Below are 25,400 nucleotides of genomic sequence, written 5' to 3'. Positions count from 1 at the left end.
CACTTCTACACAAACCATTCGAAGAGTCGAATCGGGTTGTGTCAGAGACCGTTTGAGTCCCCAATCGTGGGACCGCGGAAGCTCATGGGTGGAACGCTGACAACCTCTTCTCATCGGTGTCGGTCCCATGTGGCCGGCCGAGAAGATATATCGACACACTGTTGGGTCCTGAAAGAACAGACGTTCTTTCCAGGCAAAAAACGACGAAATCTTCTTCGCGGTCATACCGCAGAGATTCTCTGGCTGGTGCCGCAGTAGCGAGAAGGTTTTGTGTGTTGTTTGAGAACTGCACAGTGGACGCGAGCATCTTTGTTAGTAAGTGTGTAAGAGCGTACGGTGGATGCCTTGGCACCAGGAGCCGATGAAGGACGTAGTAGGCTGCGATAAGCCTCGGGGAGCTGTCAAACGAGCTGAGATCCGAGGATTTCCGAATGGGGAAACCCGGCACGAGTGATGTCGTGTCACCCGCACCTGAATATATAGGGTGTGTGGAGGGAACGTGGGGAAGTGAAACATCTCAGTACCCACAGGAAGAGAAAACAACATGTGATTCCGTGAGTAGTGGCGAGCGAAAGCGGAAGAGGCTAAACCGTGTGGATGTGATAGCCGGCAGGCGTTGTCCATGCGGGGTCGTGGGACATTACTTCCTGTTTCTGCCGAAGCAGGCGACAGTCAGAAAAGATCGCGTTAGTCGAATTGGTCTGGGACGGCCAACCGTAGACGGTGAGAGTCCGGTAGACGAAAACGTGTTCTCTGTCGTGTAGTGCTCCCGAGTAGCAGCGGGCCCGTGAAATCTGCTGTGAATCTGTCGGGACCACCCGATAAGCCTGAATACTACCTGGTGACCGATAGCGGACTAGTACCGTGAGGGAAAGGTGAAAAGTACCCCGGGAGGGGAGTGAAATAGTACCTGAAACCGTGCGCTTACAATCCGTCAGAGCTGTTAAAGGTGATGGCGTGCCTTTTGAAGAATGAGCCTGCGAGTCATCGGTGTGTGGCAAGGTTAACCCGTGTGGGGGAGCCGTAGCGAAAGCGAGTCCGAATAGGGCGTTGTAGTCGCACACTATGGACCCGAAGCGGAGTGATCTACCCATGGCCAGGGTGAAGCGACGGTAAGACGTCGTGGAGGCCCGAACCCACTTAGGTTGAAAACTGAGGGGATGAGCTGTGGGTAGGGGTGAAAGGCCAATCAAACTCCGTGATAGCTGGTTCTCCCCGAAATGCATTTAGGTGCAGCGTCGCGTGTTTCTCACCGGAGGTAGAGCTACTGGATGGCCTAGGGGGCCCACAAGCTTACCGAAGTCAGCCAAACTCCGAATGCCGGTGAGTGAGAGCGCGGCAGTGAGACTGTGGGGGATAAGCTTCATAGTCGAGAGGGAAACAGCCCAGATCGCCGGCTAAGGCCCCTAAGCGTGTACTAAGTGGAAAAGGATGTGGAGTCGCGAAGACAACCAGGAGGTTGGCTTAGAAGCAGCCACCCTTGAAAGAGTGCGTAATAGCTCACTGGTCAAGTGATTCTGCGCCGACAATGTAGCGGGGCTCAAGTACACCGCCGAAGCCGCGGCATTCAGACATTATCCCGCTTTCGAGCCAGGAGTCTGGATGGGTAGGGGAGCGTCGTGTAGCCAGGGAAGCGGCGGGGTGACCTAGTCGTGGAGGCTGCGCGAGTGAGAATGCAGGCATGAGTAGCGAAAGACGAGTGAGAAACTCGTCCGCCGAATGACCAAGGGTTCCTGGGCCAGGTTAATCCGCCCAGGGTGAGTCGGGACCTAAGGCGAGGCCGACAGGCGTAGTCGATGGACAACGGGTTGATATTCCCGTACCCGTGTATCCGCGCCCAATGGCGAATCATCTGTGCTAACCGTCCAAATGTTCTCTTATCAAGCCTTCGGGCGAGAGGGAGAATTGCTGCACGGGACCCTGGGTGTAGTAGTCAAGCGATGGGGTGACGCAGGAAGGTAGCTGGGCCAGGTGATGGAATACCTGGTGTAAGCCTGTAGGGCGTCTGGTAGGCAAATCCGCCGGACATGAGCCTGAGAGGTGATGCGTAGCCGATTGAGGCGAATTCAGTGATCCTATGCTGCCGAGAAAAGCCTCTAGTGAGTTGGTACACGGCCCGTACCCCAAACCGACACAGGTGGTCAGGTAGAGAATACTAAGGCGATCGAGATAACTGTGGTTAAGGAACTCGGCAAAATACCTCCGTAACTTCGGGAGAAGGAGGGCCCGGTCTGGTGAACACCCTTGCGGTGGGAGCTGGGTTGGGTCGCAGAGACCAGTGAGAAGCGACTGTTTACTAAAAACACAGGTCCGTGCGAAGTCGTAAGACGATGTATACGGACTGACGCCTGCCCGGTGCCGGAAGGTTAAGAGGACCGGTTAGCTCTTCGGAGCGAAGCTGAGAATTTAAGCCCCGGTAAACGGCGGTGGTAACTATAACCATCCTAAGGTAGCGAAATTCCTTGTCGGGTAAGTTCCGACCTGCACGAATGGCGTAACGACTTCTCAGCTGTCTCAACCACAGACTCGGCGAAATTGCAGTACGAGTAAAGATGCTCGTTACGCGCGGCAGGACGAAAAGACCCCGGGACCTTCACTATAGCTTGGTATTGGTGTTCGGTACGGTTTGTGTAGGATAGGTGGGAGACTGTGAAGCGGGTACGCCAGTATTCGTGGAGTCATCGTTGAAATACCACTCTGATCGTATTGGACCTCTAACCTCGGACCCTGATCGGGTTCAGGGACAGTGCCTGGTGGGTAGTTTAACTGGGGCGGTTGCCTCCCAAAATGTAACGGAGGCGCCCAAAGGTTCCCTCAGCCTGGTTGGCAATCAGGTGTTGAGTGCAAGTGCACAAGGGAGCTTGACTGTGAGACCGACAGGTCGAGCAGGGACGAAAGTCGGGACTAGTGATCCGGCACCGGCAAGTGGAAGCGGTGTCGCTCAACGGATAAAAGGTACCCCGGGGATAACAGGCTGATCTTCCCCAAGAGTCCATATCGACGGGATGGTTTGGCACCTCGATGTCGGCTCGTCGCATCCTGGGGCTGGAGTAGGTCCCAAGGGTTGGGCTGTTCGCCCATTAAAGCGGCACGCGAGCTGGGTTTAGAACGTCGTGAGACAGTTCGGTCTCTATCCGCCGCGCGCGTTAGAAACTTGAGGAAGGCTGTCCCTAGTACGAGAGGACCGGGACGGACGAACCTCTGGTGTGCCAGTTGTTCCGCCAGGAGCACGGCTGGTTGGCCACGTTCGGAAGGGATAACCGCTGAAAGCATCTAAGCGGGAAGCCTGTTCCAAGATGAGGTTTCTCACCCCCTCGAGGGGGTAAGGCCCCCAACAGACCATTGGGTTGATAGGCCAGAACTGGAAGTCTGGTAACAGATGTAGGTGACTGGTACTAATAGGCCGAGGACTTACCAACAAAGAAGCTACGCGTCCACTGTGCAGTATCTGAAACAACACACAGATCACTGAGAAGACAGGAACCGAGGCCCGGCAACGGGATTCGCGCCCTGGCTCTCTGTGTGACAGTTTCATAGAGTTACGGCGGCTATAGCGGTGGGGAAACGCCCGGTCCCATTCCGAACCCGGAAGCTAAGGCCACCTGCGCCGATGGTACTGCACTCGACAGGGTGTGGGAGAGTAGGACACCGCCGGAACATCCTTCGCGAAAGGGGACCCTCACCGGGTCCCCTTTCGGCGTTTGACCACCCGGTGCTGCGTTGACGCTCGAGAGCGGCGTGATTGAATTCATGGGTAGGTGGGATCGCCCACCGGCCCTCCTCACGCGCTCCAGCGCCGTGGCCGGGTACCGCAGGCTACAAGAACAGAGAGGGATCACCGTGGCGGAGCAGAACGACGGCCGCAAACCCTTCCGCCGTAATAGTGGTGGGACCGGACAGGGCGGCTATGGCCGGCGCGATGAAGGCGAACGCCGCGACCAGGGACGGTCGTCGGGCGGACCGCGCCGCGAGCGCGATGGCGGCCGTGAGGGCGGATTCAACCGCGGCGGTGGCGGATTCAACCGCGGTCGTGACAATGAGCGTGGCGGTTACCGCTCCGAGGGCGACCGCGATCGCGGCGGCTATCGGGGTGAGGGCGGCGGCCGCGGCGGGTCCGAGCGCGAAGGTGGCCGGGGCGGCTACAACCGTGAGGGCGGATTCAATCGCGGCGAGCGTCGCGAGGGCGGTTTCCAGCGCAGCGGTGATCGTCGTGAAGGCGGGTTCAACCGCGACCGTCGTGAGGGCGGTTTCAACCGCGGTGACCGTCGAGAAGGCGGTTTCAACCGGGGCGAGCGTCGTGAAGGCGGTTTCAACCAGGGTGAGCGTCGCGAGGGCGGATTCAACCGTGGCGGCGACCGTGACGGTGGCTTCAATCGCGGCGAGCGCCGCGAAGGTGGCTTCCATCGTGGCGATCGTGACGGTGGCTTCAACCGCGGTGACCGTCGTGAAGGTGGCTTCGACCGCGGTGAGCGTCGCGAAGGCGGATTCAACCGTGGTGATCGTCGTGAAGGCGGTTTCAACCGGGGTGAGCGTCGTGAGGGTGGCTTCGATCGCGGCGGTGAGCGTCGTGAGGGCGGATTCAACCGCGGTGACCGTCGAGAAGGCGGTTTCAACCGGGGCGAGCGTCGCGAGGGCGGATTCAATCGCGGCGAGCGTCGCGAGGGCGGTTTCCAGCGCAGCGGTGACCGTCGTGAAGGCGGCTTCGATCGCGGGGACCGTCGCGAAGGCGGATTCAACCGCGGCGAGACCCGGGGTGGGGGCTTCGACCGGGACCGCGGGGAGCGGAAGGGCTTCGCGCGCAATGCGTTCGCGGATGAGCGTCCGGAGCACTCGGGGGCGGGACAGGATGTCGAGCGGGCCGGGAGCGGTGCGAGCGAGAGGTCGTTCGAGGGCGAGCGTCGCCGCGGCGGCGAGGGCACGCGGGTCAGCGGCGGCCGGCCGGGGGAGCGGCGTTCGGGTCGTCCCGATGAGCCGAACCTGCCGGACGACGTGCAGGCCTCCGATCTCGAGCCGGCGGTGCGGCGCGATCTGCTGAGCCTGGACAAGGGCAATGCCGAGTCGGTGGCCCGGCACCTGGTCATGGTGGCGCAGCTGCTGGACGAGGATCCGGAGCTGGCGCTGGAGCACGCGCGCGCTGCCCGGCAGCGGGCCGGCCGCATCGCGGTGGTGCGCGAGACCGCCGGTGTCGCGGCCTACCACGCGGGTGAATGGGCCGAGGCGCTGTCCGAGCTGCGGACCGCGCGCCGCATGTCCGGCGGTTCGGGTCTGCTGGCCGTCATGGCCGACTGTGAGCGTGGTCTGGGCCGTCCCGAGCGCGCCATCGAGCTGGGCCGCAGCGATGAGGCCCGGGTCCTGCAGGGCGACGACGCCACCGAGCTGCGCATCGTGGTCGCCGGCGCCCGGATGGATCTGGGGCAGTTCGACCAGGCGGTGGTCACCTTGCAGACCGCCGAGCTGGATCCGGCGCGCACCGGTTCCGCGGCTGCGCGCCTGTTCTACGCCTACGCCGAGGCCCTGCTGGCCGCCGGTCGCGAAGACGAAGCGCTGACCTGGTTCATGAACGCCGCCTCCGCCGACCTGGACGGTGAGACCGACGCGGAGGACCGTGCGGCCGAACTCTCCGGCGACGGTGACGGCGGCGCGGACTGGACCGCGGCGTTCGACGACGACGAAGACGAGGATGGGGACGTCGCGGATTCCGCTGCGGCGGAGGAGGATTCCGCCCCCGAGGACACCGCCGCCGAGTCGGAGCCGTCCGGGAAGGCCGCGGATGATTCCGGCAAGTCCGCGGAAAGCTCCGAGAACTGAGGACCGGCAAGTGATTTCGACCGTGCGGCCGCGCAACAGCGCAGCCGCACGGTCGTTTTTGTTTCTGTGAAGAGTGACGAGAGGGACGGCGTAATGCGACTGCGGGATCGGTTCGAGGCATTGCTGTTGGATCTGGACGGAACGCTGTTCCGCGGCCACGAGCCGATTCCGGGTGCGTCGGAAGCACTTTCGGCGGGTGATTCCGGACAGCGTCTGATGTACGTCACCAACAATGCGAGCCGCTCGGCCGACGCGGTCGCCTTCCACCTGCGGGAGCTCGGTTTCGACGCCCACGAGGACGAGGTGGTGACCAGCGCGCAGGCGGCCGCGCGTGTGCTGGCGCAGCGGATCCCGCCGGGATCGACGGTGCTGGTGGTCGGCACCGACGATCTGATGGCCGAGGTGGAGAACGTCGGCCTGCAGGCGGTCCGCCGCTTCGACGGCCTGGTGCCGAGCGCTGTGGTGCAGGGCCATTCGATGCAGACCGCGTGGGCGGATCTGGCCGAGGCCGCCTACGCGCTGCGAGCAGGGGCGCTGTGGGTGGCCGCCAATACCGACGCCACGCTCCCCACCGAGCGCGGCCTGGCGCCCGGCAACGGCTCGATGGTCGCGGCGCTCCGGCAGGCGTCGGGCCTGGAGCCGATCGTGGCGGGCAAGCCGTACGCGCCGCTGATGGAGGATGCGCTCGATCGGGCCGGTACCCGCGACGCCCTGGTGGTCGGCGACCGCCTCGACACCGATATCGATGGCGCCCACGCCACCGGCCTGGAGTCGCTGATGGTGCTGACCGGCGTGAGCACGCTCGAGGATCTGGGCACCCAGCCCTCGGATCGCATGCCGACCTACATCGCCGAATCCCTCGACGCGCTGAATCACCCTGTCGCCGAGTTCGATCCGGTCGTGCCGGGCGCCGGAGACATCGCGAAGGAGATCACGGCCCGCCTGGACGCGGCCCCCGGCCGCGCCATCCGGGTCTCCTCGACGCCTCGCGCATAGTCGAGGACTTGCCGCGGGCCTGGATCAGGTCGCGTCGTCGGAGAAGTTGTCCACGGTGACCTTGGCGGCCGACAGGTCCGCGGTGAACTCGATACGCACGGACTCCTCGAACTTCACGACCGTGTTGTAGCTCTCGGCGCTGCCTTCTTCCAGCGTGCCCTGCAGGACGGGCCGGCCGGAATCGGTTGTCGCCCGGAGGTTCCGTAACGTGCCCCATCCGGCCACGGTCTTGATCGAATCGGCCGGAACCGGTTCGGCCACGTATTCGTAGCCTTTGGGGCGCCTGTTGCTGTAGCCCCTGTTGATGGTGATCAGGGTCATCGGGATCGGCCGCGCATCGACCAGGACGCGGAACGTCCCACGGGCGCCGCCGGGCTCGAGGGTGACCTCGTGCCCGGCGATGCGGAAGGCCACCACGGAGAAGTTGGCGGTGTGCGGCTCCGCGCCGTCCTCTGGTGCTGTCATCGAACGGACTATAGCCCGGCTTTCGACGACATCGACAACCCGTTATTGTGAAGTCTCACACCAGTTTTCGCGCCTCGAACGGTCGCGAGATGGCGGCGGCCACCAGGTCGGAGGGGCGGTGGGAAGGTCGGGGTCTCGGCGATCAGGTCCTCGAAGCCGCTGTCCATTTGCCTCGTTCCGTCGGTCGCGCACGAGCGGCTTTCGGGACACGCGGAAGAGCGGGGCGGGGCGACGCGGCGGAGGCCGGTCGGCGGTGGATCGGTAAGCGGTGGGGTACGTGTGTTCGAATGCGAGTTCGGGTAGCGTTGTCGCCACGATGACTATGCCCACGCCTCGCCCGCAGTTTCCCGCGCCGGGATCCCCTATCGGGACGCCGGGGCCCCGTCCGGGGGCGCCGTTGCCCGGGCAGCATCTGCCGGGTGCGAATCAGGAGTTCGCCGACCCGGAGCGGGTCCAGGCGGAGGTGGCCGCGCTGCTGGCCGAATTGTCGGCGGGCGCACCGAATCCGGGCTTCCCGGGCGCGCCGACCGTGCATTCGGAGGGCACCGATATCGTGCGTCGGGGCAAGATTCTGGAGCAGGCGCACGAGGTGCTGGTGCAGGCCCTGGCCACGGTGGACAAGATCTGAGGTGGCCAGGCGCGCGCGGGTGGACGCGGAACTGGTTCGCCGCGGATTGGCGCGGTCGCGGGAACACGCGGTCGAGCTGATCAACGCGGGCCGTGTCCTGATCAATGGGTCGGTCGCCACCAAGGCGGCGACGGGAGTCGAGGCGGGCACGCCGCTGCTCGTTCGGGAGGAACCCGACGAGGTGCAGTGGGCCTCGCGCGGCGCGCACAAACTGCTGGGCGCGCTCGAGGCGTTCGAGCCGCAGGGCGTGTCGGTCGAGGGCAAGCGGTGCCTGGACGCGGGCGCGTCCACGGGTGGATTCACCGATGTGTTGCTGTCGCGCGGAGCCGAGGAGGTGGTGGCCGCCGATGTCGGGTACGGCCAGCTGATCTGGCGGCTGCAGAACGACGACCGCGTCCGCGTGCACGACCGCACCAATGTGCGGCAGCTGACGCCCGAACTCATCGGCGGCACCGTCGAATTGGTGGTCGCCGACCTGTCGTTCATCTCCCTCGGCCTGGTGCTGCCCGCGCTGGCCGCTTGCTGTGCGCCGGGCGCGGATCTGCTGCCCATGGTGAAGCCGCAGTTCGAAGTGGGTAAGGATCGCGTGGGATCCGGTGGTGTGGTGCGGGATCCGGCCCTGCGTGCCGAGGTGGTGCGCGAAGTCGCCGCCGCGGCAGCGAAACTCGGGCTGCGTACGTGTGGCGTGACGGCCAGTCCGCTGCCCGGTCCGTCCGGGAATGTCGAGTATTTCCTCTGGTTGCGCAAGGAGACCGGTGCGCCGGAGCGTCCGGAGACCGAACCCGCTGCGGCCGGTGACGGCGCGGACGTCGGTGGGGGCGCATACGATGCAGACGAGGCGGCGCGTGTGGCGGCGCTGATCGAGCGTGCGGTGCAGGAGGGTCCACAGTGAACGCGGCTAGCCCGGCCAGGGAGGTTCTGCTGGTCGCGCATCCGGGACGGCCGGAGATCACCGATACCGCGCACCGGGTCGCGAAGATCCTGTGCGGGGCCGGGATAGGGCTGCGCGTGCTCGAGGACGAGGCGTACAGCACCCGGTTCGACATCGACGACGACGGCGCGGCCGACGGCTACCCGATGCAGGTGATGGCACACGATCTCGACGCGGCGGTGGGCACCGAGATGGTGCTGGCGCTCGGCGGTGACGGGACGTTCCTGCGAGCGGCCGAACTCGCCCGCAGTGCCTCGGTGCCGGTGCTCGGAATCAATCTGGGGCGCATCGGTTTTCTCACCGAGGCCGAGGCCGAGCACCTGGACGAAGCGTTGTCCCAGGTGGTGCGGCGCGACTACACCGTCGAGGAGCGGATGACCATCGACGTCACCGTGCGCGTCGACGATGTGGTGGTGGAGCGCGGCTGGGCGTTGAACGAGGCCAGCATCGAGAACGCGGCGCGCATGGGCGTGCTGGAGGTGGTGCTCGAGGTGGACGGCCGGCCGGTGTCGGCCTTCGGCTGCGACGGTGTGCTGATCGCCACGCCGACCGGGTCCACCGCCTACGCCTTCTCGGCGGGCGGGCCGGTGGTGTGGCCGGAACTCGAAGCGCTGCTGGTGATCCCGTCCAATGCGCACGCCCTGTTCGCCCGGCCCCTGGTGACCAGCCCGAATTCACTGATCGCGGTGGAAACCGTTGCGACGGGCCATGATGCGATCGTTTTCCTCGATGGCCGACGCACCCTCGCACTGCCGCGGGGCGGCCGGGTCGAGACGGTCCGCGGGACCGACCCGGTGCGATGGGTTCGGCTCGACTCCGCGCCGTTCGCCGATCGGATGGTGCGCAAATTCCAGTTGCCCGTGACAGGCTGGCGTGGCCGCCCGTCTGCGCGGTCGGGCGCGGAGGCGTCGGCGCGCGTAACCACGGAGCGCCCGAGCGCAGGCGAGATCGAAGACCTCCGAACGGAGAGCACGAGTGCTGACAGAGATCAGGATTGACGGGCTGGGCGTAATTTCCACCGCCACCGCACAATTCCACGAGGGCTTGACCGTTTTGACCGGTGAGACCGGTGCGGGCAAGACCATGGTGGTGACGAGCCTGCACTTGCTCAGCGGCGCCCGCGCCGACCCGGGACGGGTGCGCCTCGGGGCGTCACGGGCAGTGGTGGAGGGCCGTTTCACCGTGGACGAGGTGCACGACGGCGCCCTCGGCGAGGTCGAGCAGGTGCTGGAATCCACCGGCGCCGAACGCGATGACGACGGCAGCATCATCGCCGTCCGCACGGTCGGATCCGATGGCCGCTCCCGCGCCCACCTGGGTGGCCGCAGCGTGCCGGCCGCGGTGCTCGCGGACTTCACCACCCCGCTGCTCACCGTGCACGGGCAGAACGATCAGCTGCGGCTGCAGCGGCCCGACCAGCAGCTGCACGCGCTGGACCAGTTCGCCTCCGACGCGGTGGCGCCGCTGCTGGCCAAGTACCAGAAGGCGCGAAAGGCCTGGCTGGACAAGCGCAATCAGCTGCTCGAGCGGACCGCGCGCAGCCGGGAGCTGGCTCTGGAAGCCGACCATCTGGCGCAGTCGCTGGCCGAGATCGATGCTGTCGCACCGGAACCCGGCGAGGACGACCACCTGGTGGCCGAGGTGCGCCGGCTGTCGGATCTGGATTCCCTGCGCGAGGCCGCCTCCACCGCGCACGACGCGCTGGCCGGTCCGGCCGATTCGCCGGGTGAGGACGCGGGCGCGCTGGATCTGCTGGGCACCGCGCGCGCCCGCATCGAGGCCTCCGACGATCCGATCCTGACCGCGCTGGCTCCCCGTCTGGGCGAGGCGATTTCGGTGGTGGTGGATCTGACCACCGAGCTCAGCTCCTACCTGTCGGACCTGCCGTCCGATCCGGGCGCGCTGGAGTCCATGCTGACCCGCCAGGCCGAGCTGAAGACGCTGACCCGCAAGTACGCGCCGGATATCGACGGGGTCATCAAGTGGGCCGAGGAGGCGCGCACGCGCCTGGCCTCGCTGGATGTGTCGGAGGAGGCGCTGGCGGCGCTGGCGGCGGATGTCGAGACCGCGGCTGAGAAGGTCCGCGAAACGGCCAAGAAGCTGACCGCGGCCCGCAGCAAGGCCGCGGGAAAGCTGGCGTCGGCCGTGAGCACAGAACTGGGCGGTCTGGCCATGGGGCGTGCCCGGCTCGAGGTCGGCGTCGGTCCCGTCCTTGCGGGCGTGCAGGATTCGGCCCCGCTGGTCATCGACGGCACGGAGCTGCACGCCGGTTCCACGGGCGTGGACGAGGTGGAATTCCGCCTGGCCGCTCACTCCGGCGCGCATCCGCTGCCGCTGAGCAAGAGCGCCTCCGGCGGTGAACTCTCCCGCATCATGCTCGCCCTGGAAGTGGTTCTCGCCAGCTCCGAACATGGCACCACCATGGTCTTCGACGAGGTCGACGCCGGTGTCGGCGGCCGCGCCGCCGTCGAAATCGGCCGTCGCCTGGCCCGGCTGGCCCGCACCCACCAGGTCATCGTCGTGACCCACCTGCCGCAGGTGGCCGCCTTCGCCGACACCCACCTGGTGGTCGACAAGCTCGACGACGGCAAGGCCGTCAAATCCGGCGTCAAAGCCCTCACCCAGGACGAACGCGTCATCGAACTCGCCCGCATGCTGGCGGGCATGGGCGACAGCGAAACCGGCCGCGCCCACGCCTGGGAACTCCTCACCACGGCCGACGCCGAGAAGGTCGGCGCTGCCGTCTCGGGCGAGTAACCGGGCACCGAGACAGGAAAACCGGCCGGGCCCGCGGAGGGTCCGGCCGGTTCTGTCTGTGCCGCCGCGCCGACTCCGAAAGCGCGGTGGCCGAGCGTTACTTGATCGCCTTGCGCACTCCGCCGATGAGGGCGTTGGTGAGGGCGCGGAGGCCGGGTTCGAGGATCTGAGCGGGGACGGGGAGGCTGGGCTCGGACTCCATGGTGTAGACGACCCGGGTGCCGCCCGGCGCGTCGGAGAAGCTGATGGTGCCGACGTGCCGCTTGACCGGGGCGCCCGCGATGACGCGGTAGACCATGCGCTCATTGGGGACGAGCTCGGTGGTCTCCTCGGTCGGGCCGATGCCGGCCAGGCCCAGGTGGTACTGCGCGCCGACGCCGGACGGGCTCCCGATGCCCGGCTTCTTCAATGAAATCTGAATGGGCAGAAAGGCATTGAGGCTGTCACGCTCGGTGAAGAGCTTGTAGACGACCTCACGCGGGGCGGGGAGAACGGTATCAACGGTGGTGCTGGCCATGTCCGGAGCATAGCCTTACCGGTTGGTAAGATGGAAGGTTCGATCGGAGCCGCATCTACAGCGTCCGCATGCAATCGTGACCACTGTTTTCGTGCCGATCGGGGTAACTCGCCGGGTACGTCCGAAATTGATTCGGTACCAAACTGATAGCGCGGATGTATGGCCGACAACGGCTCTCGGCTGTCCGCTGAAGTGGCGGGGAGGTGGTGCAGATCGTTTGCTGACCGGCGCGCCTCCATCAAAGGTTGAGACTTAAGGGCAATCATTCATCGTTATGAAGATGCTGGCCCTGCTGTCGCGCAATACCGAAACGCTTCCGGGTCTGACCGGTGTGGCCCGGGTGGACCGCAATACCAGGCGTTTGCTCCAGCGCGTGGGGCCTGGTGACGTGGTGGTGCTCGACGAGATGGACCTGGATCGGCTCACCGCCGACCGGCTCGTCGAAGCCCAGGTGGCGGTGGTGGTGAACGCCTCGCCGTCGATCTCCGGGCGATATCCGAACCTGGGTCCGGAAGTGCTGGTGGCCAATGGCATCCAGCTGCTGGACGCGGTCAGCTCGGACGTCTTCAAGAAGATCAAGGACGGCAGCCGGGTCCGCGTCGAGGCCGGCGTCGTCTACGCGGACAAGCCGGCCAGGAAGGAACCCGAGGCGCTGGTCGAGGGCATCGAGCTCGACGAGGCCGCCATCGCCGAGCGGATGATCGAGGCGCGCAACGGGCTCGCCGACCATCTGGAAGCCTTCTCCGGCAACACCATCGAGTTCATCCGCACCGAATCCTCCTTGCTCATCGATGGAATCGGCGTGCCGGATGTCGAAGTCGACATGAAGAAGCGGCATGTCGTGGTCGTGGCCGACGGTCCCGAGCACATCGAGGACCTCAAGCGCATCAAGCCGTTCATCAAGGAGTACGCGCCGATCCTGATCGGCGTCGGCCGGGGCGCGGACACCCTGACCCGCCACGGCTACCGGCCCGACCTCATCGTCGGCGACCCGGAGGAGATCACCGCCACCACGCTGAAGTCCGGCGCGGAGGTGATCCTGCCCGCCGATACCGACGGCCACGCCAAGGGTTTGGAGCGCATCCAGGATCTGGGCATCGGCGCGACCACCTTCCCGTCCTCGGGTGCGCCCGCTGATCTGGCGCTGCTGCTGGCGGATCACCACGGCGCGTCGCTGATCGTCACCGTCGGCGCGGCGGCCTCGCTGGACGACTTCTTCGACCGCGGCCGGCGCGACTCGAATCCGGCCACCTTCCTGACCCGCCTCAAAATGGGCACCAAGCTCATGGACGCGAAAGCCGTTGCCTCGCTGTACCGCGACCGGGGCTCGGCCTGGGCGATCGCGCTGGTGGTGCTCGCGGCGCTGGTGGCCCTGGTGGTCGCGCTGCTGGCCACCCACATGGGCGGTGAGGCGCTGACCTGGACCGCCGACACCTGGCATCGCGGATCGCACTGGCTACAGGGCCTATTCGACCGGCACAGGTAGATCGAGATTAGGGACGACCGGACGATGATTTCTTTTCGCCACCACGCGATTTCGATCGCCGCGGTATTTCTGGCCCTGGCGGTCGGCGTGGTGCTGGGCACCCGTACGCAAGGCAATGGGTTGTTTCCCGGCACGGGCGACCGGCAGCAGATCGACGATCTGCGTGCCGAGAACGGGCGTTTGAACGAACAGGTGAAGGCGGCCGACGCCTTCCTGTCGGGTTCGGCCGGCAAGCTGCTGGCGGGCGCGCTGGCCAACCGTTCGGTACTCGTCTTCACCACCCCCGACGCCGACAGCGGCGACGCCGACGCCGTCACCGCGGCCCTCACCACCGCGGGCGCCGCGGTCACCGGCCGGATCGGCCTGACCGGCGCGTTCACCGACTCCTCCGAGGGCGATCGACTACGCACCGCGCTGCTGAACGTGGTCCCCGCCGGGGCGCAGTTGAAGGTCGACGCGGTCGATCAGGGCAGCCTCGCGGGCGATCTGCTCGGCCAGGTGCTGCTCGACGATCCGGTCAGCGGGCAGGCGCGCGGCACCCAGCAGGAGCGCGGCCTGGCCCTCGAGACACTGCGCGGCGGCGGCTTCCTGACCTTCGCCGATGTGCAGCCCGCCCAGCTGGCCGTGGTGGTCACCGGCGACGGGGCGCGGGCCGACGAGAACAATCGCGGCACCATCATCGCCAGGTTCGCCGGGTGCCTGCGGTCCCACAGTGCCGGGGTGGTGCTGGCGGGTCGCTACGGGGCCGCCGAGGGGCCCGGAGCGATCGCTGTGACACGGTCCGAGGGTGGGCTGTCGACCGTCACGACCGTCGACAATGTCGATCGTGAGATCGGGCGGATCACCACCGTGCTCGGGCTCACCGAGCAGTTGAACGGCGGTACCGGCCGTTACGGCACGGGTGAGAAGGCGACCTCGCTCACAGTCGCGGCCATGCCGCACTGAGAAGATCCCGGAGCCGGACAGCGGAAAGGCCCGGCCACGCCGATGCCGACATGGGGAAAGTTGCCCCCGGCACGCAGAATCGAGCCAATCACGGGCAACCAACATGCGTGGCATGCGATCGGCGTCGCCGATCCGTGTTACCGTGAAGTCCCGTGGGTCAATCACGGATTCCGGCGCGCGCGGCCACGAAACACATCTTCGTCAGCGGTGGCGTCGCCTCTTCACTCGGTAAGGGTCTGACCGCCTCCAGCCTCGGTCAGCTGCTCACTTCACGCGGACTCCGCGTCACGATGCAGAAGCTGGATCCGTACCTGAATGTCGATCCCGGCACCATGAACCCCTTCCAGCACGGTGAGGTGTTCGTGACCGAGGACGGCGCGGAGACGGACCTCGATGTCGGCCACTACGAACGGTTCCTGGATCGCGACCTGTCCGGGGACGCCAATGTCACCACCGGCCAGGTGTACTCGAAGGTGATCGCCAAGGAGCGCCGGGGTGAGTACCTCGGTGACACCGTGCAGGTGATCCCGCACATCACCGATGAGATCAAGAGTCGCATTCTCGCCATGACGGGACCGGACCTGCACGGGCAGGCGCCGGACGTGGTGATCACCGAAATCGGTGGCACCGTGGGCGATATCGAGTCGCAGCCGTTCCTCGAGGCGGCGCGGCAGATTCGCCACGAGGTGGGTCGCGACAACTGCTTCTTCCTGCACGTCACGCTGGTGCCCTACCTGGGTCCCTCGGGCGAGCTCAAGACCAAGCCGACCCAGCACTCGGTGGCGGCGCTGCGCAATATCGGTATCCAGCCCGACGCGCTCATCCTGCGCTGCGACCGCGAGGTGCCGCAGCCGCTGAAGAACAAGATCGCGCTCATGTGCGACGTGGATGTGGACGCCTGCATCTCCACGCCGGACGCGCCGTCGATCTACGACATTCCCAAGGTGCTGCACCGGGAAGGCTTGGACGCCTACGTCGTTCGCAAGCTGGGGCTGCCCTTCCGCGACGTGGACTGGACGGTCTGGGGTGATCTGCTGGACCGCGTGCACAACCCGCGCGAGGAGGTCACCGTCGCGCTGGTCGGCAAGTACGTCGACCTGCCCGACGCGTACCTGTCGGTCACCGAGGCGCTGCGCGCGGGCGGCTTCGCCTCGCGGGCCAAGGTGAACATCCGCTGGGTGCAGTCCGACGAGTGCGAGACCGAGGCGGGTGCGCGCTCGCACCTGGCCGACGTGAACGCCATCCTGATCCCGGGCGGCTTCGGCATTCGCGGCATCGAGGGCAAGGTGGGCGCCATCCACTACGCCCGCGAGCACAAGATTCCGCTGCTGGGCCTGTGCCTGGGTCTGCAGTGCGTGGTCATCGAGGCGGCGCGCTCGGTGGGCATGAAGGACGCCAACTCGGCGGAATTCGAGCCCGACACCAACTACCCGGTCATCTCGACCATGGCCGACCAGGAGCAGATCGTGGCCGGCGAGGCCGATCTGGGCGGCACCATGCGACTCGGCGCGTACCCGGCTGTGCTGCAGCAGGATTCGCTGGTCGCGCGGGCGTACGGCGAGACCGAGGTCTCCGAGCGGCACCGGCACCGGTACGAGGTCAACAACACCTTCCGCGACAAGATCGCCAAGAGCGGCCTGAAGTTCAGCGGCACCTCCCCGAACGGCCACCTGGTCGAGTTCGTGGAGTACCCGCAGGACAAGCACCCGTTCCTGGTCGCCACCCAGGCGCACCCGGAGCTCAAGTCCCGTCCGACGCGCCCGCACCCGCTGTTCGCGGCGCTGATCTCGGCGGCGCTGGAATACAAGGCCGCCGAACGGCTTCCGGTGGAGATTCCCGACGAGGTGCCCGCCGCGGAGGCCGAGAAGGTCTCCAAGTGATCCCCGCCTGACCGGGATTCCACGGCCCGCCCGAGCATTCGACGAGTGCTCGGGCGGTTTCGTATCCGCCCGGGTATCCGCGCTACGGTTCTGGAATGACCTCCTCGGAACCGGTCCCCGGCACACACGATTTCGATGTCCTGTCCAGTCGCACGGTGTACTCGGGCGCGATCCTGGCACTGCGGTTGGACCGGGTGGTCATGCCCGGTGGCAAGGTCGCCGAGCGGGAGGTGATCGAGCACCACGCGGCGGTCGCCGTGGCGGCGCTGGACGAGGACGACAATCTGGTGCTGGTCAATCAGTACCGGCATCCGATCGGGCGGCGGTTGCTGGAGCTGCCGGCCGGACTGCTGGACAAGGCGGGTGAGGATCCCCTCGAGGCCGCCCAGCGGGAGCTGGCCGAGGAGACCGGGCTGGCCGCGCGGGAGTGGTCGGTGCTGGTCGATGTGGCGCTCTCGCCCGGGTTCACCGATGAGGCGCTGCGGGTGTACCTGGCGACCGGGCTCTTCGAAATCGACCGGCCGGACCCGGAAATGGAGGAAGCCGACCTCCAGATCCTGCGGATGCCGTTGGCGGAGGCCGTACAGGCCGCGCTGGCGGGCGACATCACCAATGCCACCGCGGTGGCGGGGGTGACCGCGCTGATGACGGCCCGGTCCAGCGGGGCTCGGCTGCGGCCCGCCGACGCGCCCTGGCCGGGGATGCCCACCGCGTTCCTGGATCGCAAGGCGCGGGAGGCCTCGCAGTAGATCCCGATCGGGAAGGGCAGTAGATCCCGATTGGGAAACTTGTTCGATTCGCCGGGGTTCGGGTCGGGGAGTTCGTCGGTGGCGGCTGCAATGATGTGAGCCGTGCTGAAGCGGCAGATCGACGCGTACCTCGACCATTTGGCGGTCGAGCGCGGCGTCGCGCGCAATACGCTCAGCGCCTATCGCCGGGATCTGGGCCGCTACCAGTACTTTCTGACCGAGCGCGGAGTGGAAACGCTTGCCCGCGTGGCCGAATCGGACATTGCCGACTACATGGTGTCGCTGCGGTCGGGGGACTCCGGCCATCCCGCCCTGGCCGCCTCGTCGGCGTCGCGGGCCCTGGTCGCCGTCCGCGGGCTGCACCGGTTCGCGACGGCGGAGGGCATGACCGACGCGGATGTGGCGCATCCGGTGAAACCGCCGACTCCCGCCCGCAGACTGCCGAAAGCCCTGCCGTACGACCAGGTTTCCCGCCTGCTCGACGCCGCCGGGGGAGCCATCGCCGACGGCCCGCGCGGGCTGCGCGACCGCGCGCTCCTGGAGTTGTTGTACTCCACGGGCGCTCGCATCTCCGAGATGGTCGGGCTCGACGTGGACGACATCGACACCGCCGAACGCGCGGTGGTCCTGCGCGGCAAGGGCGGCAAACAGCGCATGGTCCCGGTCGGCCGCCCCGCCCTGGCCGCCCTCGACAACTACCTGGTCCGCGGCCGCCCCGCCCTCGCCACCCGAGGCAAGGGCAACGCCGCTCTCTTCCTCAACCACCGCGGCGGCCGCCTCTCCCGCCAAACTGCCTGGCAGGTCCTGCAATCCGCTGCCGACCGTGCCGGCATCGCCGTCCAGGTGTCGCCCCACACCCTCCGGCACTCCTTCGCCACGCATCTCCTCGACGGCGGCGCCGACGTCCGGGTCGTCCAGGAACTGCTGGGCCACGCCTCGGTCACCACCACCCAGATCTACACCCTGGTCACCGTCGGCACCCTCCACGAGGTCTGGGCCACCGCCCACCCCCGCGCCCGCTGACTCGCGCAGTCCAGCGTTCGAGGTGGCCACAGGGCCCGGGCGATGGGCGGCCGCGGGGCTGGTGGTTCCGCGGGGTTCAGCGCTCGAAGATACCGGGCTGCCGGAGATTCGGGGACGTGCGTGGCGGCGGGAACCGTGATGCCGCGGATAGTGTCGCTCAAAGATGCAGAAGGGTGCGAATGGTCTGGCAGACCTCGCCCGCACCGCCGCCACCCACCCCGTCTTCGAACTGACGCCACTGCCCTGGTCTTCGGCGGCAACGAGAAAGCCCGGGGGACGGTGGAGACCGTCACCCGGGCTTGTCTTCGGCCGAGGCGTGAGTTACTTCTTGCGTTCGCGCTTTTCGCGGACGCGGACGTTCACGCGGACCGGGGAGCCGTCGAAGTTGAACTCTTCGCGGAGCTTTCGTTCGAGGAAGCGGCGGTAGCCCGCCTCGAGGAAGCCCGTGGTGAAGAGGACGAACGTCGGGGGGCGGGTGGACGCCTGGGTGGCGAACAGGACTCGGGGGAGGCGGCCGCCGCGCATCGGGGGCGGGGTGGCGGCGATGACCTCCTTGAGCCAATTGTTCAGGCGGCCGGTGGAGATGCGCTTGTCCCAGGAATCCAGGGCGGTTTCCATGGCGGGGACGAGCTTCTGGACGGCGCGACCCGTCTGGGCGGAGATATTGACGCGCTGGGCCCAGCGGACCTGAACCATCTCGCGGTCGATCTCGCGCTCGAGCATCTCGCGGCGGTCCTCGTCGACCAGATCCCACTTGTTGTAGGCGATCACCAGGGCGCGGCCCGCGTCGGCCACCATGGAGATGACACGCAGGTCCTGCTCGGTGAGCGGCTCCGAGGCGTCGATCAGCATGACCGCCACCTCGGCGGCCTCGATGGCCGACTTGGTGCGCAGCGACGCGTAGAACTCGTGGCCGCTGGCATTGCTGACCTTGCGGCGCAGGCCCGCGGTATCCACGAAACGCCAGGGCTTGCCGCCCAGTTCGACGAGCGAGTCGACCGGGTCGACGGTGGTGCCCGCGACATTGTGGACGACCGAGCGCTCCTCGCCGGCCAGCCGGTTCAACAGCGAGGACTTGCCCACATTCGGCTTGCCGACCAGCGCCACGCGGCGCGGGCCGCCGGTGAGGCCCGTTCCCTCGCGCGGGGTTTCGGGCATCACCTCCAGAATCAGGTCCAGCAGATCACCGGTGCCGCGACCGTGCGCGGCCGAGACCAGCTGCGGCTCACCCAGGCCCATCGACCACAGCTCGGCCGCATCGGCCTCCAGCTTCTGGTTGTCGACCTTGTTGGCGACCAGGATGACCGGGGTCTTGCTGCGGCGCAGCGTCTTCGCCACCGCTTCGTCGGCGGAGGTCGCGCCCGTGGTGACATCGACGACCACCACGATCGCGTCGGCCGTCTTCATGGCGACCTCGGCCTGCCGGGCCACCGACTGCTGCAGGCCCTTGGCGTCGGGCTCCCAGCCGCCGGTGTCCTGCACCATGAATCGGCGTCCGGCCCAGGTGGCCTCGTAGGAGATGCGGTCCCGGGTCACGCCCGGAATGTCCTCCACCACGGCCTCGCGGCGGCCCAGAATGCGGTTCACCAGGGTCGATTTGCCGACGTTCGGGCGGCCGACAATGGCCACGGTCGGCAGCGGGATGTGTTCGGCGTCCTGCTCGCCCTCGAATTCGGCGATGTCCCAGTCGGATTCGTCCGACCAGATGCCATCACCGGCGAAGGTGTCCTGCGTCACTGCGCGCCTCCCGCCGAAATACGTTCGGCCACAACGCGATACAGCTCGTCGATGACCTCGTCCTTGTTCAGATCGCTGGTGTCGACCAGCACCGCGTCCTCGGCGGGACGCAGCGGCGAGACCTTGCGGGTCGAATCCAGGGTGTCGCGGCGCTGTACGTCGGCCAGCACCGCCTCGAAATCGTCCCCGCGGCCTTCCGCGATGTTCTGGGCATTGCGACGGAAGGCCCGCGCCTCGGCCGAGGCGGTCAGGTAGATCTTCACGTCGGCCTCGGGCAGCACGGTGGTGCCGATATCGCGGCCCTCGACCACGATTCGCCCCGCCGCCGCGGTGAGGTCCCGCTGCAGCGCGACCAGCTGCTCACGCACCTCGGGTACCGCGGACACCGCCGACACGGCCTTGGTCACCGCGTTGCCGCGGATCTCGCTCGACACGTCCTCACCGTCGAGCAGGATGACCTCCCGGCTCGGATCGGTGCCGATGGTCAGCGGCAGCTCCTTGACCGCCACCGCGATGGCCGCGGCATCGTCCAGGTCGACGCCGCCGCGCAGCACGCGCAGGGTCGCCACCCGGTACATGGCGCCGGTGTCGAGGTAGCTGGCCCCGAGCCGGGTCGCCAGCAAGCGCGACACGCTCGACTTGCCGGTGCCGGACGGGCCGTCCATGGCGACGACCAGTCGCGCCGACCCGGTCAGCGCGCCGGTCGCGTCGATCAGACTTCCCACACCGTTCACAACGACACCGCCTCGTAGAGCTTCCCGATTTCGTCCCGGCCCAGCACACGCAGCGTGCCCGGCCGCTGATCGCCCAGTGCGACCGGTCCAATGTGGGTGCGCACCAGCGCGGTCACCGGGTGGCCGACCTCGGCCAGCAGGCGGCGCACGATGTGCTTGCGGCCCTCGTGCAGCACCACCTTCACCAGCGACTTGCCCTGGCCGACCTCGAGCACCTGGAAGCGGTCCACCTTCGCGGGACCGTCCTCCAGCTCGACGCCGTCCTTGAGCAGCTTGCCGACCTCGCGGTTCTTGACCTCGCCGTTGACCGTGGCCAGGTAGGTCTTGGACACCTCGAAGGACGGGTGCATGAGCCGGTGCGCGAGATCGCCGTCATTGGTGAGCAGCAGCAGACCCTCGGTGTCGGCGTCCAGGCGGCCGACGTGGAACAGCCGCTGCCCGGCCGCGATCCGCTCGGCGACGATGTCGCCCACGCAGGGGCGGCCCATCTCGTCGGACATGGTCGACTGCCAGCCCTTGGGCTTGTTCAGCGCCAGGTACACCTGCTCGTCGCGGATCACCACGCGCACGCCGTCGACCCGGACCACCGCGGTCTGCGGATCGATGCGCAGGCCCTGCTCGCGCACGATCTTGCCGTCCACCTCGATGCGGCCGGCCTCGATCATCTCCTCGGCCGCGCGGCGCGAGGCCACCCCGGCCTTCGCGAGGACCTTCTGCAGGCGCTCGCCCTCGCCCCAGGGCAGCTTCTTCGGGCCCTGCGTGTCGGCGTCCACATGCTGGCGGCGCGCCGGCTTGGCATTGCTGATCAGGACCGGAGCCACAACCTGCTTGGCCGGCTTGGCCTTCTTCTTCGCGGGGGTGTTCGGCGAGGTGTGCGGGGCCAGCGGGCTGCCGCCGCCGATCCGGCCGCGCGACGCATTGCGATCCTGGCCGAAACCGGCACGGTCGGAGCCGAATCCGGTGCGCGACTGGCCGCCACGGCTGTCGCCGCCACGCCCGGCGCCACGCGAATCGGAACCCCAGTCACCGCGAGACTGGTTGCCGCGCGCGGAGTTTCCGAACGAGGAGCCGCCACGCGAGGACGCGCCACCGCGTGAACCGCCTCCGCCCCACTGGCTTTCGCCACGCGAGCCGTAACCCTCACCGCGCGAGCCGTAACCTTCGCCACGCGAGCCGTAACCTTCGCCACGCGAGCCATAACCTTCGCCACGCGAGCCATAACCTTCGCCGCGCGAGCTGGAGGCGCCGCGCGAGCCGTACGAGCCGCCGCGGGATCCGCCGGAGCGCGAGTCAAAGGACCCGCTGCCGCCGCGTTCGCCGCCGTACGAGCCGCTGCCGCCGCGCGAGTCGCCTCGGGAATTGCCGCCCCACGAGGGCGAGTCGCCGCGCGATCCGCCGCGATTCGCGGAGCCGCCACGGGTGTTCGCGGCGCCGCCGCGTGAGTTCGCGGGGCCGTCGTAGCCTCCGCCGTACGAGCTGCCGCCGCGCGCGGACCGGTCGTCTCCGGTCCGGCCGCGGGCGGCACGGGAACCGCCGCGGGGCGGTTCACTGCCACGTTTCCTACGATCCGGTGTGCCATCTCGGCGAGCGGGTGTATTCACGTTGTCCTGTTTCAGTCATCGGTGCCGAGGTCGATATCGACCTCGGCCGGTTTCTTCAGCCTGGTGTACCGGGGGTCGGTGTCCAGGCTCTCGTTGATCTCGTCGATCAGATCGACGCCCGGGAGCAGTGGAGCCAGCGGCGGCAGATCCGCCAGTGACGCAAGTCCGATCCGTTCCAGGAACAGCTCGGTGGTGATGTACAGAGTGCCGTTGGTCTCCGGGTCCGCTCCGGCCTCCGCGATCAGGCCCCGCGCCAGCAGGGTCCGGATCACGCCATCCACGTTCACACCGCGCACCGCACTCACGCGTGCTCGGGTAACCGGTTGACGGTACGCGATCACCGCCAGGGTTTCCAAAGCGGCGCGTGTGAGCTTCGACCGTGCGCCGTCCAACAGCATACGTTCCACATAGGGGGCGAATTCCGTCCGCGTGTAGTAACGCCACCCATCGCCCACGAACCTGAGATCCATGCCACTGCGTCGCGCGGTCAGTTCCGCCGACATCTCCCGCAGCGCGGTCTCCACCCGGATCGGATGATCCCGCAGAGCCGACGCCAGCAACCCCACCGGCGCAGGCGCATCCACCACCAACAGCATCGCCTCGAGCGCCGCCCGAAACTCGTCCTCCTCGAGCGCCTCCTCGTCCTCGAACTCCTCGGCATCGACGCCCGGCCCGTCCGGCGCCACGACCTCCGCCCCAGGTTGAGTGAATTCAGCCACAGGCTCGGCAGCGCCGGTGAGGGACTGGGAGGTATCGGCCACGGACGTCGGGCTGTCGTTCACGGACTCGGGCGCGTCAGCCGCGGGCTCCGTGGCGGCGGACTCGAGCATGGTCGCTTCGTCGGTGAGCACCGTAACCTCCGCCGGGGCCTCGACGACCTCGGCCGGTGTTTCGACCCTTCTGGGCTCGGCGACCTCGGTCTCGGACTCGGCGGTATCCGCCCTGGCTGCGCGGGCCTTCGCCGCCGCGGCCGCTTCGGCCACGATCCGCTCGGCCAGGGTCGGTTGGGGCGCAGCCTGGTTGGCGGCGGCCGGGTCCTGCGCGTCGTCACCCAAGTTGTGCACCTCGGTCACCCGTAATCCTCTTCAATCGTCACCGGTTGGGCCGGTTGGTCTTCGAGCTCGCCGATCCAGCTGATGGACAGCGGGCCCAGGGGGTCGGGCTGGTCGAACTCGATGGTCTTGCCCCGGTAGAGCTCGAGCAGGGCGAGGAAGCGGGCCACGATCTGGATGGGCAGTTCGCAGTCGGCGCAGAGTTCGTGGAAGGTCGTCCAGCCGCCCGCGCCACGGCTTTTCAGCATCTCCAGCACCAGCGCAGCCTGTTCGGCGATCGAAATCGCATGGGCGTGGATGTGATCCAGTCCCACCCTCGGTTTCGGACGCGGCCGGAACACGGTGGCTGCGACCTCGGCGAACCCCGCGGCGTCCACCCCCAGCGTAACCTCCGGCAACAGCTCCAGATACCGCTCCTCCAGCGACACCGCGCGCGGATAGCGTTGCAGCGCCGCCGCCTCCAGCTCGCCCAGCAGCGCCGCGACCTGTTTGAAGGCGCGGTACTGCAACAGCCGCGCGAACAGCAGGTCGCGGGCTTCGAGGAGCTCGAGGTCCTCCTCGTCGGAGACCTCGCCGGAGGGGAGCAGCCGGGCCGCCTTCAGATCCAGCAGGGTGGCCGCGATGAGCAGGAATTCGGTGGTCTGGTCGAGGACCTTGTCCGCGCGCAGCCCCTTTTCTTCCGAGAGCCGGGCGGTGAGCGCTTTGGTGTGGGCGATGAACTCGTCGGTGACCTTGTGTAGCGCGATCTCGGTGACGTCGAGCCGCCGTGAGCTGATCAGCTGCAGTAGCAGGTCGAACGGGCCCTCGAAATTGGCGAGCTTCAGGTGAAATTTGCCCGCTGTGTCCCGATCGTCCGGCGCCGCGGCATTACCGCCGCCTGCGACGATGTCGGCCGGCACTGGCGAGTCCGGATCTCCGGCGGGCACGGCCGTATCCGCGTCCGCCGGGTCGTGCTCGGACGAATCGAGAGGATCGATCAACGGCCCGACCGCTGGATGACTTCCCGGGCCATGGCCCGATAGGCTTCCGCGCCACCGGATTTCGGCGCCCAGGTGGTGATGGGCTCGCCGGCGACACTGGCGTCGGGGAAGCGGACGGTCCGCGAGATCACGGTGTCGTACACGAGGTCGCCGAACACCTCGACCACGCGCGTCATCACCTGACGTGAATGCAATAGGCGAGCATCGAACATGGTGACCACGATGCCGTACAGGGTCAGTTCCGGATTCAGCCGGTCCCGCACCTTCTCCACGGTGTCGTTGAGCAGGGCCAGTCCGCGCAGCGAGAAGTATTCGCACTCCATGGGAATGATGACGCCGTCGGCGCAGGCCAGGGCGTTCACGGTGAGCAGGCCCAGCGAGGGCTGGCAGTCGATCAGGATGTAGTCGTAGCGGTCGCGCAGCGGCGCGATGGCGCGGCCGAGCGTCTGTTCCCGGCCGACCTCGTTGACGAGCTGAATCTCCGCCGCCGACAGGTCGATATTGCTGGGCAGCAGATCCATGCCCTCGACCTTGGTGTTCATCAGCACGTCGTCGACATTGACCTTGCCGGGGCCGACGAGCAGGTTGTGCACGGTGACGTCCAGATCGTGGTGCGCCACACCGAGTCCCGCCGACAGCGCGCCCTGCGGATCCAGGTCGACCAGCAGCACCTTGCGCCCGTATTCCGCCAGCGCCGCACCGAGATTGATGGTCGAGGTGGTCTTGCCGACGCCGCCCTTCTGATTGCACATGGCGACGATGAGGGCGGGTCCGCTGTGGTCGGCGTCGAGCGGCACGGGGATCTCGCGCACCGGGCGTCCGGTCGGACCGACTTCCCGGCCGTCATGCACCACATCGGGTGCCTCCCACAGTGTTTGCGCGGCGGTTTCGATCCGCTGGCCCGCACCACCGGTAGTCGTCACGTCCGCTGCTCCTTCGACGTTCCTGCCCTTGCCCCGTCCACCGACCTGCCGTGGACGAAGCGCCCGGCCGCGTGTGCGACCGGGTCCCTCCTAGACGCTACCGCCTGTTCACGCAAGACCAACGCTCGGACACGCACCCTAAACCTGCACTTCAGGGCCGGTAAGGGTGTCCTCGGTCGGACTGGTGT

The 25,400-nt window shown here is 67.3% G+C and carries 19 protein-coding genes, 2 rRNA genes and 1 pseudogene; 13 read left to right on the top strand and 9 right to left on the bottom strand.

Annotated elements, in window-relative coordinates; all coding sequences use genetic code 11:
• Nucleotides 1-313 precede the first annotated feature (313 nt).
• Nucleotides 314-3,419: ribosomal RNA gene (locus ACQP1O_RS29710) — 23S ribosomal RNA — on the top strand.
• A gap of 121 nt (nt 3,420-3,540) precedes the next feature.
• Nucleotides 3,541-3,657, top strand: a 5S ribosomal RNA gene (gene rrf, locus ACQP1O_RS29705).
• Nucleotides 3,658-3,816: 159 nt separating this feature from the next.
• Here the strand turns inward: rrf and ACQP1O_RS29700 are convergent.
• A complete protein-coding gene (locus tag ACQP1O_RS29700; protein ID WP_433568022.1) occupies nt 3,817-4,830 on the bottom strand; it encodes a hypothetical protein in 1,014 nt (337 codons plus the stop codon).
• Between ACQP1O_RS29700 and ACQP1O_RS29695 the strand changes: the two are divergent.
• Both ACQP1O_RS29695 and ACQP1O_RS29690 read left to right on the top strand, forming a co-directional pair.
• Nucleotides 4,723-5,628: pseudogene (locus tag ACQP1O_RS29695) on the top strand (hypothetical protein); the annotation flags it as partial. The gene ACQP1O_RS29700 and the pseudogene ACQP1O_RS29695 sit on opposite strands and share 108 nt — an antisense overlap.
• A gap of 273 nt (nt 5,629-5,901) precedes the next feature.
• Nucleotides 5,902-6,804, top strand: coding sequence for an HAD-IIA family hydrolase (locus tag ACQP1O_RS29690; RefSeq protein WP_433561730.1), 903 nt, complete (start codon nt 5,902-5,904; stop codon nt 6,802-6,804).
• Nucleotides 6,805-6,828: 24 nt separating this feature from the next.
• On the opposite strand, the gene ACQP1O_RS29685 is transcribed toward ACQP1O_RS29690, so the two are convergent.
• Nucleotides 6,829-7,269 carry a hypothetical protein gene (locus ACQP1O_RS29685; RefSeq protein WP_433561729.1) on the bottom strand — a complete coding sequence of 147 codons (441 nt, stop codon included), beginning with the start codon at nt 7,267-7,269 and terminating at the stop codon, nt 6,829-6,831.
• 397 nt (nt 7,270-7,666) lie between these two features.
• On the opposite strand from ACQP1O_RS29685, the gene ACQP1O_RS29680 reads away from it, so the two are divergent.
• Genes ACQP1O_RS29680 through recN form a run of 4 tightly spaced genes read left to right on the top strand, consistent with a single transcriptional unit; the run spans nt 7,667 to nt 11,585 of the window.
• The gene (locus ACQP1O_RS29680; protein ID WP_433561728.1) at nt 7,667-7,897 is read left to right on the top strand and encodes a hypothetical protein; all 231 of its coding nucleotides are present in this window, start codon (nt 7,667-7,669) and stop codon (nt 7,895-7,897) included.
• Between the two features lies 1 nt (nt 7,898).
• Complete coding sequence (locus ACQP1O_RS29675; RefSeq protein ID WP_433561727.1) at nt 7,899-8,789, top strand: TlyA family RNA methyltransferase; 891 nt, start codon at nt 7,899-7,901, stop codon at nt 8,787-8,789.
• A complete protein-coding gene (locus ACQP1O_RS29670; RefSeq protein ID WP_433561726.1) occupies nt 8,786-9,826 on the top strand; it encodes an NAD kinase in 1,041 nt (346 codons plus the stop codon). Before ACQP1O_RS29675 ends, ACQP1O_RS29670 begins: the two co-directional genes overlap by 4 nt.
• Nucleotides 9,804-11,585 (top strand): DNA repair protein RecN, encoded by a 1,782-nt coding sequence (gene recN, locus ACQP1O_RS29665; RefSeq protein ID WP_433561725.1) that lies wholly within the window; start codon nt 9,804-9,806, stop codon nt 11,583-11,585. The genes ACQP1O_RS29670 and recN overlap by 23 nt, the downstream gene beginning before the upstream one ends.
• Nucleotides 11,586-11,682: 97 nt before the next feature.
• Here recN and ACQP1O_RS29660 read toward each other — a convergent pair whose 3' ends face one another.
• Nucleotides 11,683-12,102, bottom strand: a complete 420-nt coding sequence (locus tag ACQP1O_RS29660; protein ID WP_354844850.1) for an SRPBCC family protein — start codon at nt 12,100-12,102, stop codon at nt 11,683-11,685.
• A 274-nt stretch (nt 12,103-12,376) separates the two neighbouring features.
• Here ACQP1O_RS29660 and steA point away from each other — a divergent pair, with 274 nt between their 5' ends.
• From steA to xerD, 5 genes are all read left to right on the top strand, one after another.
• Nucleotides 12,377-13,588 carry a putative cytokinetic ring protein SteA gene (gene steA / locus ACQP1O_RS29655; RefSeq protein ID WP_433561724.1) on the top strand — a complete coding sequence of 404 codons (1,212 nt, stop codon included), beginning with the start codon at nt 12,377-12,379 and terminating at the stop codon, nt 13,586-13,588.
• Between the two features lie 24 nt (nt 13,589-13,612).
• A complete protein-coding gene (locus tag ACQP1O_RS29650) occupies nt 13,613-14,533 on the top strand; it encodes a copper transporter (protein ID WP_433561723.1) in 921 nt (306 codons plus the stop codon).
• 152 nt (nt 14,534-14,685) lie between these two features.
• Nucleotides 14,686-16,413 carry a CTP synthase gene (locus tag ACQP1O_RS29645; RefSeq protein WP_433561722.1) on the top strand — a complete coding sequence of 576 codons (1,728 nt, stop codon included), beginning with the start codon at nt 14,686-14,688 and terminating at the stop codon, nt 16,411-16,413.
• Nucleotides 16,414-16,508: 95 nt separating this feature from the next.
• Nucleotides 16,509-17,162 carry an NUDIX domain-containing protein gene (locus ACQP1O_RS29640; RefSeq protein WP_433561721.1) on the top strand — a complete coding sequence of 218 codons (654 nt, stop codon included), beginning with the start codon at nt 16,509-16,511 and terminating at the stop codon, nt 17,160-17,162.
• Between the two features lie 102 nt (nt 17,163-17,264).
• Nucleotides 17,265-18,185 (top strand): site-specific tyrosine recombinase XerD, encoded by a 921-nt coding sequence (gene xerD, locus ACQP1O_RS29635; RefSeq protein ID WP_433561720.1) that lies wholly within the window; start codon nt 17,265-17,267, stop codon nt 18,183-18,185.
• A 321-nt stretch (nt 18,186-18,506) separates the two neighbouring features.
• On the opposite strand, the gene der is transcribed toward xerD, so the two are convergent.
• From der to ACQP1O_RS29605, 6 genes are all read right to left on the bottom strand, one after another.
• Nucleotides 18,507-19,922, bottom strand: a complete 1,416-nt coding sequence (gene der / locus ACQP1O_RS29630; protein ID WP_433561719.1) for a ribosome biogenesis GTPase Der — start codon at nt 19,920-19,922, stop codon at nt 18,507-18,509.
• Nucleotides 19,919-20,587, bottom strand: a complete 669-nt coding sequence (gene cmk, locus ACQP1O_RS29625; RefSeq protein ID WP_433567838.1) for a (d)CMP kinase — start codon at nt 20,585-20,587, stop codon at nt 19,919-19,921. The genes der and cmk overlap by 4 nt, the downstream gene beginning before the upstream one ends.
• A gap of 65 nt (nt 20,588-20,652) precedes the next feature.
• Nucleotides 20,653-22,257 carry a pseudouridine synthase gene (locus ACQP1O_RS29620; protein WP_433561718.1) on the bottom strand — a complete coding sequence of 535 codons (1,605 nt, stop codon included), beginning with the start codon at nt 22,255-22,257 and terminating at the stop codon, nt 20,653-20,655.
• Nucleotides 22,258-22,268: 11 nt separating this feature from the next.
• Complete coding sequence (gene scpB / locus ACQP1O_RS29615) at nt 22,269-23,087, bottom strand: SMC-Scp complex subunit ScpB (protein WP_433567837.1); 819 nt, start codon at nt 23,085-23,087, stop codon at nt 22,269-22,271.
• Nucleotides 23,088-23,326: 239 nt separating this feature from the next.
• A complete protein-coding gene (locus ACQP1O_RS29610) occupies nt 23,327-24,208 on the bottom strand; it encodes a segregation and condensation protein A (protein WP_433567836.1) in 882 nt (293 codons plus the stop codon).
• Between the two features lie 77 nt (nt 24,209-24,285).
• Nucleotides 24,286-25,182: a ParA family protein gene (locus tag ACQP1O_RS29605; protein ID WP_354844892.1), complete on the bottom strand. Its 897-nt coding sequence runs from the start codon at nt 25,180-25,182 to the stop codon at nt 24,286-24,288.
• Nucleotides 25,183-25,400: the final 218 nt, after the last annotated feature.

The sequence above is a fragment of the Nocardia sp. CA-151230 genome (assembly GCF_050942175.1).
Classification (GTDB): Bacteria; Actinomycetota; Actinomycetes; order Mycobacteriales; family Mycobacteriaceae; genus Nocardia.
The sequence above is the reverse complement of the archived record's forward strand: the minus strand, read 5'-3'. Positions and strand labels throughout refer to the sequence as shown.

Excerpts from the sequence above, each read along its gene's own strand:
- ACQP1O_RS29690 (WP_433561730.1), top strand. The coding sequence starts at position 5,902 with ATGCGACTGCGGGATCGGTTCGAGGCATTGCTGTTGGATCTGGACGGA.
- ACQP1O_RS29685 (WP_433561729.1), bottom strand. The coding sequence starts at position 7,269 with ATGACAGCACCAGAGGACGGCGCGGAGCCGCACACCGCCAACTTCTCC.
- ACQP1O_RS29660 (WP_354844850.1), bottom strand. The coding sequence starts at position 12,102 with ATGGCCAGCACCACCGTTGATACCGTTCTCCCCGCCCCGCGTGAGGTC.
- steA (WP_433561724.1), top strand. The coding sequence starts at position 12,377 with ATGAAGATGCTGGCCCTGCTGTCGCGCAATACCGAAACGCTTCCGGGT.
- ACQP1O_RS29650 (WP_433561723.1), top strand. The coding sequence starts at position 13,613 with ATGATTTCTTTTCGCCACCACGCGATTTCGATCGCCGCGGTATTTCTG.
- ACQP1O_RS29640 (WP_433561721.1), top strand. The coding sequence starts at position 16,509 with ATGACCTCCTCGGAACCGGTCCCCGGCACACACGATTTCGATGTCCTG.
- cmk (WP_433567838.1), bottom strand. The coding sequence starts at position 20,587 with ATGGACGGCCCGTCCGGCACCGGCAAGTCGAGCGTGTCGCGCTTGCTG.
- scpB (WP_433567837.1), bottom strand. The coding sequence starts at position 23,087 with ATGCTCGAGTCCGCCGCCACGGAGCCCGCGGCTGACGCGCCCGAGTCC.